Consider the following 15,655-nt stretch of genomic DNA (forward strand, 5'->3'; position numbering starts at 1 on the left):
TCTGCTAGGAGCGGAGCAGCCCGTGGCGTGGTTCTGCACCGCAACTGCGGCCAGCCCAGTCGTAAGCCTTTCGCAACATCCAAGGCAGCACATAGATTGGAACGTGGCTGGTCGCAAAAAACAACATGATGTCCGGCGTCGAGGCAGCGCCCAAGTTGGCGCAGAGCACGGACATGTTGCGGTTGCCGGAGACCAGTGCTGCGGTTGCGCTGCGCCATGAGCCAGCCCAGACGAACAGAATGCTGCTGGCGATCTGGACAAGAAGATTGGCTATGAAGGCAGCCGCCACATACTCGATGATGTGACCGGGATCGCTCATGAGCCGGTCCCTTACGCCACCCATGAGAGAAACGCCAAACAGAACCAGAAGGATGATGATGGCTCCGTTGAGCTCATTCGCTTTCTTTTCGAGCACGATCTGGCCCGCCAGACGGCGCACCACCCAGGCCGCGGCAAGCGCCGTGCCAATGAAAGCTCCGATGCGGCCGATCATTGCCAACACGTCCATCCCGGCGGCAACACCCGCAAGCCAATTGATCAGGTAGGGACCCGTCAGCGGCACTGCGATGATGCTGAGCGTGGCCAAGCTGGTCGCCAAGGCGACATCGAGACCAAGCAACGCCGCGAATACGATGGCCGCTGTCATCGAAGGCGATGCCGCCCAAACAATCAAGGCCTGGGCCAACTGCACTGGTACATGGAGGCAATGAATGATCCCTGCGGCAGCCAGCGGCACCGCCACGAGCAGCCATACAAGCAACAGCGCCGGGAGCAGCGGCCGGCGCCAGACCGCAAGCGCAACCTGTTGGATGTCGGCCTTGAGAAACGCAGCCGCGGTAAAAACGAACACCAATGGTGAAAGCCACCCCTGAAGCACAGCAGCAAGGTGCGGCAATATCAGACCAATGATGACGCCAGCGACCAGCGCTTCCGTCGCATGCCGTCCGAGCCAGGCGAGCGCTCTCACTTCGACCTCCCAAGGTCTACCGCCGAGCCGATCGGCATCGGGATTGATCGGTGTATGGCTGCGAGTGCTGATTGCGATCGTTGCACGCAAGTGCAGGCCGTCTGGCTATGCGCAAGACAGCCGAACTGCGGCCTACTTCCGCACGCGATGAACGGCAAGTGGATTGAAGGCCTGATCGACCGGCATCAACTCGATGCTGTTGATGTTGGTATGCGCAGGCCGCGTCACGCACCAGTGAATGACCTCGGCGATATCATCCGGGATCATCGGGTCTGTGTCCGCGTAGACCGCTGCGGCCTTCGCTGCGTCTCCCTTAAAGCGCACATGCGCCAGCTCTGACTGCACCTTGCCCGGCTCGATGCACGTCACACGGACCTTTGTACCGAGCAGATCGGCGCGCAATGCCAGGGAAAACTGATGGATGAAGGCCTTTGTCCCACAATAGACATTGCCGCCGGGATAAGGATACGAGCCGGCCACGGATCCCATGTTGATGATGTGACCCTTCTTGCGGCTGACCATGCCGGGAAGAACCGCATGGGTGCAATATAGCAGCCCCATAATGTTGGTCTCGACCGTGGTCATCCAATCATCCAGGTCACCACACTGGGCCGGATCGAGTCCAAGCGCTACGCCGGCATTGTTGACGAGCACGTCGAGTCTGGCGAACTCGGCCGGAAGATCGGCGATCCTTTGTTGCACTGCGCTGCGATCTCGGATGTCGAGCTCGATCGTGTGGACCGGAACGAGCTTGCCGAGTTCATGCTGCAAGGGTCCGAGACGATGTGCACGTCTTCCGACCAGGACGAGACGAGCGCCATGAGAAGCGAAGCGACGGGCGCAGGCGGCACCGATTCCGGCGGTTGCTCCGGTGATCAAGGCTGTTGTCCCCGCCAGTGAATTTCGTTCGTCCAAACTTGCTTCCGTGCTGGCTATCGGTGTCAACCCGATCGCCTGGTTATGGCCAACTGGAATATGTGTTTGCTGCGCGCGAACGCGCTCCCACTCTTCAAGATCCATCGCCGTCTTCCTTTTAATCAATCGACGCAGCATGCGCCGGCTGAACGGGTGAACCAGCCCGCCCCGCGGCGCTCCACGGATGGAGCGCCATTTGTCCGAACAGTGTGTAAGGTCCAAGCCGCCCGATACGGCATCCCGCCAGAGCTACGGCTCAGCGCGTCAATATCGATCAGTTGGAGCAAGCCTGCCCGGCACCTGAGGCGAGCTCGCCGGATCGATTGCGACCATTGACGCAACCGTTTGGATGATCTTGTGCGCCTGGACGCGATAAACATCCTCAAGAGGCGGCGAGTAGCCGACCGGTATGCGCGGCGAAGCAACGCGGCGGACCGGCGATCGCAGTGTCTCATGCAACTTCTCGGCCACGGTCGCCGCAATCTCGGCGCCCAGCCCCACGTCTCGCACACTTTCGTGTACGACGACCAAGCGGCGGGTGCGCGCCACTGACCACAGAACGAGTTGCTCGTCCCACGGCCACAATGTTCGCAGATCGATGATCTCGGCTGACACCCCGCAGCGATCTTCCAGCTCCTGGGCGGCGCGTATCGCCTCATGGAGCGCGACGCCCCACGAGACAATTGTCAAATCGGTCCCGGATCGCACCACCTTGCCAATACCAAATGGAATGGGCACGACCTCTTCCGGTACGTCACCGGAAAAATTCCAGAGCTCCTTGGCCTCGAGATGCATCACCGGATCCTCACCACGAAGCGCGGTCAGAAGCAGACCCGTAGCATCAGTTGGCGTGGCAGGAGCGGTCACGACCAACCCAGGCACGTGGGCGAACCAGGCTTCAAGACTTTGGGAATGCTGTGCTGCCGAACCGCGGCGCAGGCCTGAGGGCATCCGAACCACCAGTGGCGCCTTGCCCTGGCCTCCGAACATGTACCGGATCTTGGCGGCCTGGTTGACGATCTCATCCACAGCGGACAGCGCGAAATCAGAAAACCGCGTCTCAACGACAGGGCGCGTTCCCATGAGAGCAGCGCCGACGGCAGCTCCGACCATCGCCGCCTCGGCAATCGGCGTATCGACAATGCGCTCAGGACCGAACTCGTCGACCAGGCCTCTGTACTGGCCGAACACGCCTCCGTGGCGCACGTCCTCCCCCAAGACCCAGATGTCGGCATTCCGGCGCATTTCTGTCTGGAGCGTCGAGCGTGCGGCCTCGACCACCGTCATTGTTGTACCCGTCATGACGCCGCTCCAGCCGTTTGAACGTCCAGATAGGCTTCACCCGCGTCTGGCCAGGCAGCCGCAAGCGATTGGGCGACGGCCACAGCAATGAGATCCTCCTCCTCTGCTCGTATCAGCTCGATTTCATGAGGGGGCGTACCTCGCCGGCTTAGCAGTTCGCGACACCGTTCGATCGGATCATCGCGCCAGCGCGTTTCGACTTCCGACTTCGGGCGGTAAGTCGCCTGGTCCGCGCAGGTATGACCGCGAAGCCGATACGTGAGGCAGTGGAGCAGCCGCGGACCTGAGCCGGAGCGCACCAAGTCGACCAGAACCCGCGTCCTTTGATCGACGGCCTCGATGTCGTTTCCGTCGACCGACTCGGCCTCGATTCCCAGAGCCCGCGCGCGGGACACCATCCCGGGTCCCGCACTCACCGATGATGTTCGGGTGGTAGCAGCCCACCCATTGTCCTCACACACCAGCAGTACGGGAAGCCGATTGACCGCGACATAGTTGAACGCTTCGAGGCATTGTCCGCGGTTCATGCCGCCGTCACCGAAAAACGCAACCGAAATCGCATCCGAACCTTTCATGCGCAGCGCCTGTGCTGCGCCAGCAGCGATCGAAATGCTGGCCGCGACGACGCCATTCGCTCCGATCATGCCGACAGCAAAATCGGCAATATGCATCGAGCCGCCCTTCCCCTTACAGACGCCTATCTCCCGCCCAAACAACTCGGCCATCATCGCCGTCGGGTTAACGCCCTTCGCGAGCGCGTGGTGATGATTGCGGTGCGTGCTCGTAATGACATCCTCGCGCCTGAGATTGCCACACACGCCGGCGGCTACGGCTTCTTGACCGACCGCGCTATGGATCATGCCCCGGATGTGTCCTTCCGCTGCCGCCTTCTCCGCAGCGATCTCGAAGGCTCTGATGCGACACATCAGACGGTAGAGATCCAACATTGCTCGCCAACTGCTCGGGGCAGCTAAGCGATCGGTCCGTTCCAAGATCAACTGGTCCATGGCGGTGACCTCACCGGTTCTAGAAGGAGATGCGAAATGTTTTGCGCTCCAGGTCGTACCGCTGGCTTGACGAAATGCCACTTATGCTGCAGCGCGATTGCCCGCCAGGAGCTCAGCCGCCTGCGCGGGCGGAATGGGATCGAACGGCGCGTGTTCCTGCATTATCGGGTCCGGCATCAACCAAATAGCCAATGCCACGGACTGTACGAATGTGGTTCGGCTCGCCTTGACCGCATAAGGCCTTTCGAATTCGACTGATGTGAACGTCGACTGATCGCAAAGCTGCGTTTGCCTCGTCCCGAACAGTCGCCAAGATGCGGCCACGAGAGAGAACCTTCCGCGGATGCTGGAGCAGCTGCTGCAGAATGCGATACTCGATGGGCGCAAGACTGACGGAGCGTCGTCCTCGGTAGACGCGGTGAGCCTCGAGTTCCATGATGATGTCCGCGAACCGAAGCACATTCGTGCTCGCCGGCGCAGACGTCTGGCGCAGCAGGCCGTGAATTCTGTCTAGGAACGCCTCAGGCAAGAAGGGCTTCAGGATGACACTTGCAGGCTCGATGGGCGGCGCGCGCTCGGTCGAACGCACCAGAGTCGCGGTCATGATCAGAACCGGAATAGGCCGCGTGATGGGATCTTGATAGATTCGATCACACACGGCCTCCGCCTGGCCATCTAGCTGGTTGGCGTCCAAGGCGATCAAATCCGGGCGCTCGGCTGCGGCTAAAGCCGGCGCCCCAGAGAGGTCGTCAGCCAAGATGCAGCTGTAGCCATTGTCTTCGACTATATATTTGAGCAAGCCGATGAAGCCCGTCTCACCTGCCAGCAGGATGAGCGATTTGCTGCGCACGGCACCCATCGCTGCTGCCGCGCGGCGATTTCTGCCGGCTTGCGTGCCCGATGACTGCGCCGGATCAGGCCGCGCTAAAGCAATCGCTCCGTTCGGACTAGTTCTCTGAGCCGTTCTGTCGGACGTTGCGACATCTCGAGAGCACGGTGGGACCTCGTCGAATGATGCAATCTGCCGCCGCATGCTCCAATTCCCCATTGCCGCTGCTCCCATGGTCCAGAGCCGTTCGAGCTCAATGAGCAGCGCAAGCTTGCAATGGGATCATAGTCACAGGAGGAGGCGGCTGTGGAGCTACCTAATCTGGTAGTGGCCGTGCATCAGCAAGCGGGCGGCTCACGTGTAACGGCGATCTCAACTTTGCACTTTGGTGGAAGCAATATACGGCCTCTCGGATCAGAGTCGTATTGATGATGATACAAGCTTGTCCAGCTTGGCCCTTGTCCGGACCTTATGTGCGTCGGGTAATCGCAGCGGGCGGATCGAAGAATGCAAATCCATCCTGACCAAACCGGCGGTTCAAGACGGGAGTACAGCCATTCTCAAGAACGACGATCGCGACCACAGACCCAGACTACTGCACGTGCAGGCGCAGCCTGTTGTACTCGCTACTTCACAGCCTTCGGCGTTCTGCCTCCACCATAAGCGCTGGCCGCCCGCTGAGACAGCGCGAAAGCAGTCCCACGCTACACAATGCTCTTATCGATCGGCAGCCGTCACCCTGCGCACAGGTCTGTGCTGGTGCCTACACGTAGCAGGTGCCCGGCCGAGTATTTTCCGCCCGGTGCTCACGATGGTCGAGGTCTGGAGCTACGAGGAGGTATTGCGGCTGCGAGCATCGGCGGCTCCGGCGGGCATGGCAGCGGACGCCCTTCCGCGCCTCACATGCCCCTCTGCCTCATTAGCCACTGGGGCTGGAACGGCCCAGGCTGCCTGCTGCGGGACGAAGACGCTCACATCGTCACCAATGACGTATTTGTTACAGGCGGACGCATCAATATTGAATTGGCCAGTGTTGGTCTCGACAACAACCGAACGGGTCGCACCGCGGAACGTCGTATGGGCAACTCTTCCGGACCACCTCAATCCCTGCTCGTCAGCTGCCATGTCAATCGAGGCAATACGCGCGTCTTCGGGGCGGACCATGACCGTGACGGATTGCCCGAGCCGTACCTCGTTTGCGGCTTCACAGGGACCGCTCCAGCCTCGTCCCACGACCTCGAGACGGACCCGCTGGCCGTCAATCCGCGAGCAGGCGGTGACCTGAGCATCCAACAAATTCGGCGTTCCGAAGAACGCTGCGACGGTGCGGTTGGCAGGAAATCGATAAATATCTTCCGGCGCACCAATCTGTTGGATACGGCCGCGGTCCATCACGACGACGCGGTCTGAGAGGGACATTGCTTCGGACTGATCGTGGGTCACGTAGAGCGTGGTCATACCGAGCCGCTTTTGGATCGCCCTGAACTCGTCACCCATCTGCAGACGCAGCTTTGCATCCAGGTTGCTGAGGGGCTCGTCGAGCAGGAGAACTTTCGGTTCAAAGACGAGCGCCCGCGCGATCGCGACGCGTTGCTGCTGCCCGCCTGACAAGGCCGGAGCCGGTCTTTGCGCAAATCCCTCCATCTCGACAAGGTGCAGCGTTTTGGCAACAGCCTCCTTTATCTCGGCATTGGGACGCCGGCGAACCCGCAAAGGATAGGCGACGTTCTCGAAGACCGTCATGTGCGGCCAGATCGCGTAGGACTGGAAGACCATGCCGAGACGGCGGCGCTCGGACGGCACGAAAATGCCGCGTGCGGCATCGCTTACGATTTCGTTGCCGATGCTGATGCGCCCGCTGGTGTTCTGCTCGAGGCCCGCGACCATCCGCAGGGTCGTCGTCTTGCCGCAGCCGGAAGGACCTAGCAGCGTCACGAACTCACCCTCGTTGACCCGGAGATCAAGGCTGCTGACCGCGACGAAATCGCCAAAATTGCGGCTGACGCTTTCGAGAACGACGTTGGACATCACGGGCTTTCCTATGTCACGGCGCGTTTCAGCAGCTTCAGCTGCAGCCATCGGAACAGGATGACCAAGAGCATCATCAGAAGTCCGATGACACTGACCTGCTCCGCATTGCCATTGGCCCAGAGCTTCAGAAGCACGACCGACAGGACCTCCGATCCGACCGAATAAAGCAGCACGGACGCGCTGAGCTCACGCATGATTCCAAAAAAGACAAGGACCCAGCCCACCGCAAAAGACGGCCAAGCCAGCGCGAGCATGATGCGCCACATGGTTTGCAGCCAGTTCGCGCCGTGCACGCGCGAGCATTCTTCCAGATCGTAAGAAAGCTGCGCGTAGGCGCTCGACATCACGCGCACGGAGAGAGGCGTGCCAAGAGACAGATAGGCCAGCAGCAGCGCCCATATCGTGCCATAGATCGGGATCGCGTGTGGCAGCAGAGCAAAGCCCCAGAGGAACCCGACGCCAAGCACAATTCCCGGCATCATCCACGGCAGCCAGGCCATGGCATCGATCAGCGAGCGGCCACGCCATTTGGTGCGAACCGACACGTAGGCCACGGCGCCGCCGAGCACCATCGTCAGAGTGGCCCCGATCAGGCCGAGCAGCATTGTGTTTGCGAATCCGCGCCAGAACTCGCTACTCCCAAATACTTCGCGGTAATGGTCGAGCGTGAGCATCTCCCACTCATAGAAGCCGAAGAATTTGAAGAACGATCCGATCAGGAGCTGGCTCACGGGCAGCACGACGGTCACGATGAAGAACAGGATGCAGAATCCGAAAGTGGCCCAGCGCCACCTGCCCAGCTTGATGAGGCCAGGAGAATAGCCCTTTCCGCTGACGGTCACAAAGCTGCGCCCGCGCAGCAGGCGCCATTGCAGCAGCACGATCAGAAACATCAACGCCATGATGACGAAACTGGCCGCGGTTGCGTATTGGTACTGCGGGGGTGAACGCTGGTTGATCGAATCGTAGATCTCAGTCGTGATAACGTGAATGCCAGCCGGCGTTCCGAAGAACAGCGGCGACTCGAAATTCTCAATCCCGCGGATGAAGCTCAAGATCACCCCGCTGGTCAAGACTGGCAGCATCAGCTGGAGCGTCACCGAGCGGAACGTGCGCCAGCGCGATGCGCCGCACATCCGTGCCGCCTCCTCGAGGCTCGGATCCATCGCGCGGAACGCGTCGACGATCAGAAGAAACAGGAATGGCACTGAATACTGCATCATGTGCCAGACCACGCCTCCATACGAGTAGACATTGATCGGTGAGCCGCTCGATCCCGTTATCCACTGATAGAGCTGATTGAGAAGCCCGACCTGAGGATTGCCCAGCATGCCCCAGGCCATCGCCGTCAGGATCGGCGGGATGAAGAAGGGCAACGTGACCAACACTTCAAGTGCGCCGCGAAACGGCGTGTCGGTGCGCGCCAGGATCCAGGCCAGGAGCACCGCAAGCACGATCGACGGGATCGTCTTCGCGAGCGATATGCCGATGGTATTTGCGAGTGTGATCAGGCTCTGTGAAGTGAGGACCTCGCCGTAGCCGTTCAGGTTGAAGGTCCCGGCCATGCCGGGCGGCGTCGAATGGAGACTCCCGTAGAGCAGCATCGAGAGCGGATAGACAGACAGAAAGGCGAGGATTGTACCGAGCACAACCAGGGCCGCCGTCCGGCTCGTCCAATTTGACTGTACCCACCGGGGCCTCGGGATCAGGCTGCCGCGTGATGCCCTGCCCGCCTCCCCGACACGCTCGTCCGCCGAGATCGCCATATGCCGGAACTCTATGGATAGAGCTTCTTGGCCAAAGCCATCATTGATGGCCGCTCCGACAGCGTCGCCGGACCGATCAACTTGGCGCTGGCGAAGGGCTGAGCGTCGGGATTTGCGCGTTCGGCAACTCCGGCGATCACGGGCGGCATCCATGCGTTCGCATAGATGAGCTGCGATTCCGGCGACAGAAAATGCTGGATGAACAGCCGCGCGGCGTTCGGGTGTGGCGCGTTCTTCAAAACCGCCAGATCCATTTCCGCGTAGGGAGCGCCCTCCTTGGGGATAACGACCTTAAGGGGAAGCCCCTTGAGGTCCGAGGTAAAGGCGAAGATCTGCGGCACGTATATCGGGTATTCACCCCGCGCGACACGACGGGCATCATTGCGCATGTCCCGGCTGAACACCGGTTTCTGATCCGCCAGTTTCTCGTTGAAGCCCGCCTCCATCTGGTGCTCCAGGATTGCGAACATGGTATTGCCGCTGCCGAGCGGCCGCATGTCGTCGGACAAGATCTTTCCTTTCCATTTTGGATCGGTCAGATCGTTCCAGCTTGTCGGAACATCCTGATCCTTCACCAATTTCGTGTTGATCAGGATGCCCATCGGCTGAACGTAGGCAGGAACGTTGTACTCGTCAGCGCGAAATGGCGGGCGGAGATTGGCGGCGTTCGGAATCTGCGGCAGCTTCTCGATGAAATCGCCGGTCTGGCGCTGCTCCTCGATCATGGTCGTGGTGATGATCTCCACGTCGCCGAGATAGCGGCCCGCGGACTGCTCCGTCCGGATCCGCTCCGCCAGCTCGCTGGCCCGCAGATCGAGGCTTTCGACGGGAATTCCATATTTGGTCTCGAACGACTTCAGGACAGCAACGAAATAGGGCGCGCCAAGCGCCATGTCGTAGACGACGAGCTTGCCCTCTTTCTTCGCGGCGTCAACGACACTCTGCCAGTCGTCCTGGGCCAACGCCGGAACAGAAAGGCTTACCAGGCAGGCGGCAATTGCGACCCGGAGCATGTTCATCATCATCCCTCCTCCCCTTTTCTTCTTTCCAGGCCGCGCATCGTTAGATCTCAACCACGACATATTGCTGCTCGACCGACACCGGAAAGGTCTCGGCCCTCAGCGTGTCATCGGTAAGCGCGCCGCCCGGCTCGACCTTCAGGTCATAGCTTCGCACCTTGGTCCGGTCGGGCTCGCAGCGCGACTTGCCGGTCCGCAGATCGAACTCCCAGCCGTGCCATGGACACCGCACAAACTCGCCACGCCGGCTGACCTGATACGCGCCTGGTTCACTGGCCTCCACGAGACCGACGATGCGTCCCTTGCACAAGGACGCACCGTTGTGAGGACAGCGATTTCCGATCGCAAAGTACTCGCCCGCGATATTGAAGATGCCGATTTCCCGGCCGCCCAGGTTGACGAGGAGCCGCTGCCCCGGCGGAATCTGGTCGACGGTGGCAACGACATGCCGTGTCATTCGCTAAACCCGTAGAAGGTCCGAGCATTGCCATAGAGCAGCTGATGGCGCTGTGCTTCGGTCAGGTTTGCCTTGAACGCGGTGCGCGGGTCATCGAAATCCCAATGCGGATAGTCAGTCGCAAAGAGCAGCCGATCCCAGCCAATCCGGTCAAAGAGATCGATCAGGGCCGCCGAGCTTCCCGGCTCCTCCATCGGCTGGGTCGTGAACCACACCTGCTCGCGGATATACTCGGACGGCGGCCGCTTCACCTGAGGCACTTCACTGCGCAGCCTGTTCCAATGCTTGTCCATTCGCGCGTTGAACGAGGGGATCCAGCCAAGGCCTCCCTCCATGATGACGATGCGTAGCTTGGGGAAACGCTCGAACACACCTTCGAACACCAGGCTCGCCAGCACACCCTGCATGGCCTGCACGACCATATGATGCTCTTCCATGTAGTAGGACGCCCAGCCTCCCGCCGTGGAGGGATGGCCGCCTGTCCCCCCGACATGGATCGTAATCGGCAGGTTGTTGCGAACGGCGGCTTCAAAGATTGGCCAGTATCGGCGCCGTCCGATCGGCTCGTCGGTCCGCGGCAGGAGCAGGATCTGGGTGAAGTTCTGATCGCCCCCGCGCGCATCAATCTCCGCGACGGCGCCTTCGGTGTCCTCCTGCGCGATGAGAACCGACGCGCGCAAGCGCGGCTCCTGCCTGATCCAGCGCTCGACCTGCCACGTGTTCATCGCCCGCGTCAACGCGACGCCGAGATCCAGGTTGCGCTGGCTGCCCGGATTCCAGCGCAGCGGAATCAGCATCCCGATCTCGACCCCGTTGGGATCGAGATGCTGCTTCCGCAACAAGTCCAGGCTCGATCCGGGCGGCCCGCCCTCCTCCGGATAGGCATCTACGCGGGCGGCATCCGGCGACATCCGCGGGTGCGACAGCGCCTCAGAGAAGGCGTGGCGCAGATGGCTGCCATAGACCGCCAGATGCTCGATCCACCGCTTTTCCAGATAGGGATGAATCTCCTTCCACGAGGTCATCGCCGGATGAATGTCGCAGTCGATGACGTGGAGCTTGTATTTGGCTGATTGGCTTCGTTCCACGTCCATGATGGTCATCGCGCAATCTCCGTGGTCTGATGGGCCTTTGCTAAACGTGGATAGGTGGCAAGCGCATTTTCGTTCAGGATCTTGCGAAACAGACCGTCCGGAAGATCCTGAGGCAGCGCCGCGTCCTCGTCGAACTGCCAATGGGGATAGTCGGTCGAAAACAGGAATAGGTTGTCGGACTTCACGTGGTCGACAAGGCGAGCGATCGCCTCACGTTCATCGGCAGCATCAATGGGCTGCACCGTGAAGCGAACGTGATCACGAATGATCTCCGAAGGTGCGCGCGTCACCCATGGGACCTCTGCGCGCACCCCCTTCCAGGTCTTGTCGGCGCGCCAGATAAACCCGCTAAGCCAGGTCAGGCCCGATTCAATGGCAACCACTTTCAGATCAGGAAATTTGGCGAACACGCCTTCGGCGATCATGCTTTGCAGCTGGTTTTCGAATGCGGCGGACTGCGCGATGTAGTCCTCAACGTAATGCGACGGCCATCCCACCGATGTCGGCGCATAACGATAGGCGCTCCCCGCGTGGACGCCGATCGGAAGTCCCAGCCGTTCTGCAAGGCGGTAGATAGGCCAATGCTGACGGCGACCGAGCGTGAGTTCGCCTGAGACCAGCATCATGACCCGCACAAAGCGGTGATCGTCGGCCCTGCGCTCGATCTCCGCAACCGCAAGCTCGGCGTTATGCGCGGGGATGACGATCGAGGCGCGAAGCCGCGGGTCGCGGCTCAGCCACTCGTCGCGGATCCAGTCATTTGTCGCGCGGCAAAAGGCGGCGGCCATGTCCTCGCTGTGGAGGACCTGAGCACCATACAGGCAGTTGAGGATGCCGTATCGCGCCTCATAACGATCGAGCACGTGGTCCTGCATGGCCTCGAGCGAAGAGCCTGGCTTCTTTCCTTCACCAAGTGTCCAATCGGGGCGACAGCACAAGGGCGCATTCTGCGGATAGCTGGTGAGGCTGAGGTTAAGCCGGTCGAGAGCCCGCACAGCAACCATCTCGCGCCAGTAATCGTCGAGATAGGGCAAGAGAACATTCATCCCGGGAACGGCGGGGTGCAGATCGCAATCGATCGCGCCCGCATATCGCTTGCGGCGCTCGGTCTTGGCTGCGTTTCCTGTCATGGGCTGTCCACCTCGGCCTTCCAGCGTTCATCGAGCACGAGTGCGAAATCTTTACGGAAACATCTCCCGCGCGACGGCCAGCATCTTGTCCATCCGCGCGGCGTCTGTGGTGCCAAGCAGCTTGCTCCTTTCCAGCTCGGCCATCGAAGGATTGACTTCGGATAGCCTGTCCGTCGTGACCGGAAGCAGACCGAGATTGGCGAAGCTCTGCTGCATCTTCTGGCCGAGATAGTACTCCATCAGCAGTCTGGCGGCATTGGGATGGGGCGCGTTCTTGAGCAGCGCGAGATCGTAGCCGACATAGGGCATGCCTTCGCTCGGCGCGAGGAGCTTGACCGGCAGCCCCTTCAGTTCCGGCATCGAGGTCAGGCTATCAGGCAGATAGATCGGAAGTTCACCGCGAGCGATCCGGCGCTCATTGGCCGGAATTTCGCGGCTGAATCGGATCTCCTGCTTTGCGAGCTTTTCGAGAAATTCACGGCCGAAATGCTCGTGCAGAACATAGAACAGGACCCCGCCACCGCCGAGGGCGCGGAAGTCGTCGCTTAGGATTTTGCCTTTCCAGCGCGGATCAGCAAGGTCGAGCCAGCTCTTGGGCTCGGCTTCGGGCTTGACGAGCCTCGTATTGACAAGAATGCCATAGATGATCGCGAACACCGGCAGGCGAATCTCGTCGTTCTTGAACTCCGGCTTCAGATGATCAAGACTCGGAAGGGAGCCATACGGATCGAACACGTGGTCCTGCGCGATCTGCAAGGTGGTGGTGGTCCGTCCGTTCTCCGATACGTCGGCGACAAAGCGGCCTGCGGCCTGCTCGATACGGATGCGCTCGCGCACCTCGCTGGCGCGGGCCTCGAGAATGTCTACTGTAATGCCGTAGTTCGCCTCAAAATCCTTCTTGAGCTGTTGATGCACAGCAAGGCCGACAAAGGCGCTGTACAGCACCACATGGCCCTCCTTCTTCGCGGCGTCAACCAGCTTGCCCCACTCATCCTCTGCGCGGGCCGATTGCGGCAACGAGAGCATGGCGGAGGCACCTGCGATGCCGAGCAGAGCCGCGCGCCGGGTAATCAACGGGAGTGGCGCCCGATCGCCCAATGACATCGTCCTACTCCGCCGCCTGCTGACCGGGTGCCGGCCAGCGAATAGCCGCTTTCAATTGCTCCTGATATGCGTCCAGCCAGTCGACCTTCGCATCCGCATAGAATGAACCCGCCCGCGCTTTCCAGAACACTTCAGAGTCGTCGACGCCCGGCGGCACGGTGCCATTCTCGGCGAAGGCGCGTGCCACATTGAGCAGCCGACGGCGCGTGCGCGAGATCATGATATCGCTTGGAGCCAGATGCTCCTTGGTGTGATCGACGATCGGCCCCATGCTCTCGGTCACCGCCTGATCTTGCATGACGATGTTGCGGATGCCGGAATAGATGCGGTTGCTGCGCATCGCCTCGCGGTCGATCTGCCAGTCGTTGCCCGCGTTCTGCACCGGCCGCCAGCGCCCGAACCAATCCGTGCTGTTGGGCAGATATTCCAGCGGATCGGCACCGCCAATTCCCCCGCCCGACTTCAGCTTCGAGGACGAATAGGTGGCTCCCTTGGCTCGGCCGCCATAGATCGAGATCAGCATCGTATGCGTGTCGTCCATGGGCACCCATGCCTTCGCCACGACGTGATCGGCGAAATCGGCGTTCGGCGTCTGAGTCCAGAACGGCAGCGAGAAGTGCGCCATCCGCCAGTGCATTCTGCCGCCTGCGTCGGGCCGGTAGGCCCCATACATCGTGCCCCATTCGGTGTCGGCGATCTTGTATTCCGGGGCGCGGTTGGCGACGGTATGGCGAGCCGGATGCCCCTCCTCGAAATCCTCGGCCTTGATATGTCCGGCATGGAGGAAACCGAAATGCGAGGTGTCGATATCCCCCTCAAGTCCCTGCAGCCAGTTGGCTTCGCGCTGCAGCATGGTGATGGTCAGGTCCTGCTCGGGGACAAACAAGGCTTCATGTTTCGGCAGCGCCGGCGCTTCCGCCCGTGAGCCCATGTAGACCCAGATCAGCCCGGCCTGCTCCCTCACGCGGTAGCTCTTGGCGCGCACCTTCTCCTTGAAATCCTGCGGCGGAGGCACATTCGGCATCTCCAGGCAGCGGCCATCGACGTCAAACTTCCAGCCATGATAGACGCAGCGGATTCCGTTATCCTCGTTTCGGCCAAGGAACAACGAGGCGCAGCGGTGCGGACATTGGTGGTCGAGCACACCGACCCGGCCCGAACTGTCACGGAACGCAATCAAAGGCTCGCCAAGCAGCATCAGCCGCATCGGGTCGCCATCGGCTTTCAGTTCTGAGGAAAGCGCGGCCGGAATCCAGTACTGCCGCATCATCTCGCCCATGACCGTGCCCGGCCCGACGCGCGTCAAATCATGGCCATCCGTCGCCTTGGACATGCATTCCTCCGGATTTTCTTGCGTGCACTGCACGATTTCAAATTAATTGCATTATGCAATTATTTTGATCCACGTCAACGACATCGCCGCCTCGCAGACGTGGCGCTCATTGAGACGCAGACAGGGCGTTGTTATAGTTCCCGCGACAAACCTCCACGAAGACAAAGGAATGCAGCCAGCCCATGAAGAGCAAAGCCCCTGTCATTCCGCTCGAGCATTGGATTGGCTATCGGTTCAGTCGTATCGCCACGCGCGTGGGCAACTACGTTGCACAGATGTATGTGGCCCGCCACGACCTGACCATGCCGGCGTGGCGGTGTCTTGCTGTCATCGCGCGTTATCAGCCATTGACGGCGAAGGAGCTGGCAGCACTGACATCGACTGACGCCTTCAAGGTCACCCGCGCCATCGAGCTGTTGGTGCGCCGCAAGCTGATCCGACGCGACGTCGACAAAAAGGATAGGCGCCGTGCAAGCCTCAGCCTCACGGCGGAGGGCCGCAGGGTCTACAAAGACGTTGAGACGTTTACGATGCGCCTTGAGCAAGAGTTGACTGGCGAGTTCGACGAGGCGGAAACCGCGATGCTGCGACAACTTCTCGATAAGCTCGATCGGCAGTTCGAGACAAGAATCGGCGTGCATCCCTGGGAAAAGTTTCTCGGCTGAATGAGCGCAAGGCAGTGCGGCCGCCGCGGCCAAGCC

At 60.8% G+C, this 15,655-nt stretch carries 14 protein-coding genes; 1 reads left to right on the plus strand and 13 read right to left on the minus strand.

Annotation, left to right across the window (positions count from 1 at the left end; translation table 11 throughout):
* Nucleotides 1-4: 4 nt before the first annotated feature.
* From P6U24_RS22910 to P6U24_RS22970, 13 genes are all read right to left on the minus strand, one after another.
* Entirely contained in the window at nucleotides 5-1,057 is a 1,053-nt protein-coding gene (locus P6U24_RS22910; protein WP_407154763.1) for a hypothetical protein, read from the minus strand.
* Between the two features lie 42 nt (nucleotides 1,058-1,099).
* A complete protein-coding gene (locus P6U24_RS22915; RefSeq protein WP_407154764.1) occupies nucleotides 1,100-1,987 on the minus strand; it encodes an SDR family NAD(P)-dependent oxidoreductase in 888 nt (295 codons plus the stop codon).
* A 159-nt stretch (nucleotides 1,988-2,146) separates the two neighbouring features.
* Nucleotides 2,147-3,184, minus strand: a complete 1,038-nt coding sequence (locus P6U24_RS22920; RefSeq protein WP_407154765.1) for an alpha-ketoacid dehydrogenase subunit beta — start codon at nucleotides 3,182-3,184, stop codon at nucleotides 2,147-2,149.
* Entirely contained in the window at nucleotides 3,181-4,191 is a 1,011-nt protein-coding gene (locus tag P6U24_RS22925; protein WP_407154766.1) for a thiamine pyrophosphate-dependent dehydrogenase E1 component subunit alpha, read from the minus strand. Before P6U24_RS22925 ends, P6U24_RS22920 begins: the two co-directional genes overlap by 4 nt.
* 112 nt (nucleotides 4,192-4,303) lie before the next feature.
* Nucleotides 4,304-5,050 carry a winged helix-turn-helix domain-containing protein gene (locus P6U24_RS22930; protein WP_407154767.1) on the minus strand — a complete coding sequence of 249 codons (747 nt, stop codon included), beginning with the start codon at nucleotides 5,048-5,050 and terminating at the stop codon, nucleotides 4,304-4,306.
* Between the two features lie 798 nt (nucleotides 5,051-5,848).
* Nucleotides 5,849-7,048 (minus strand): ABC transporter ATP-binding protein, encoded by a 1,200-nt coding sequence (locus P6U24_RS22935; RefSeq protein ID WP_407154768.1) that lies wholly within the window; start codon nucleotides 7,046-7,048, stop codon nucleotides 5,849-5,851.
* Between the two features lie 11 nt (nucleotides 7,049-7,059).
* Nucleotides 7,060-8,817, minus strand: a complete 1,758-nt coding sequence (locus P6U24_RS22940) for an ABC transporter permease (protein WP_407160558.1) — start codon at nucleotides 8,815-8,817, stop codon at nucleotides 7,060-7,062.
* An 11-nt stretch (nucleotides 8,818-8,828) separates the two neighbouring features.
* Nucleotides 8,829-9,899 (minus strand): ABC transporter substrate-binding protein, encoded by a 1,071-nt coding sequence (locus P6U24_RS22945; protein WP_407154769.1) that lies wholly within the window; start codon nucleotides 9,897-9,899, stop codon nucleotides 8,829-8,831.
* The gene (locus P6U24_RS22950) at nucleotides 9,880-10,293 is read right to left on the minus strand and encodes a Rieske (2Fe-2S) protein (RefSeq protein ID WP_407154770.1); all 414 of its coding nucleotides are present in this window, start codon (nucleotides 10,291-10,293) and stop codon (nucleotides 9,880-9,882) included. The genes P6U24_RS22945 and P6U24_RS22950 overlap by 20 nt, the downstream gene beginning before the upstream one ends.
* Nucleotides 10,290-11,396, minus strand: coding sequence for an amidohydrolase family protein (locus P6U24_RS22955; RefSeq protein ID WP_407154771.1), 1,107 nt, complete (start codon nucleotides 11,394-11,396; stop codon nucleotides 10,290-10,292). The genes P6U24_RS22950 and P6U24_RS22955 overlap by 4 nt, the downstream gene beginning before the upstream one ends.
* Complete coding sequence (locus P6U24_RS22960; protein ID WP_407154772.1) at nucleotides 11,393-12,517, minus strand: amidohydrolase family protein; 1,125 nt, start codon at nucleotides 12,515-12,517, stop codon at nucleotides 11,393-11,395. The genes P6U24_RS22955 and P6U24_RS22960 overlap by 4 nt, the downstream gene beginning before the upstream one ends.
* A 51-nt stretch (nucleotides 12,518-12,568) precedes the next feature.
* On the minus strand, nucleotides 12,569-13,621 hold the full coding sequence (locus tag P6U24_RS22965; protein WP_407154773.1) for an ABC transporter substrate-binding protein: 1,053 nt from the start codon (nucleotides 13,619-13,621) through the stop codon (nucleotides 12,569-12,571).
* A 4-nt stretch (nucleotides 13,622-13,625) separates the two neighbouring features.
* Entirely contained in the window at nucleotides 13,626-14,954 is a 1,329-nt protein-coding gene (locus tag P6U24_RS22970; protein WP_407154774.1) for a Rieske 2Fe-2S domain-containing protein, read from the minus strand.
* 182 nt (nucleotides 14,955-15,136) lie between these two features.
* Between P6U24_RS22970 and P6U24_RS22975 the strand changes: the two genes are divergently transcribed.
* Nucleotides 15,137-15,619, plus strand: coding sequence for a MarR family winged helix-turn-helix transcriptional regulator (locus P6U24_RS22975; RefSeq protein ID WP_407154775.1), 483 nt, complete (start codon nucleotides 15,137-15,139; stop codon nucleotides 15,617-15,619).
* Nucleotides 15,620-15,655: the final 36 nt, after the last annotated feature.

It is taken from the genome of Bradyrhizobium sp. STM 3557, from assembly GCF_045571465.1.
Classification (GTDB): domain Bacteria; phylum Pseudomonadota; class Alphaproteobacteria; order Rhizobiales; family Xanthobacteraceae; genus Bradyrhizobium.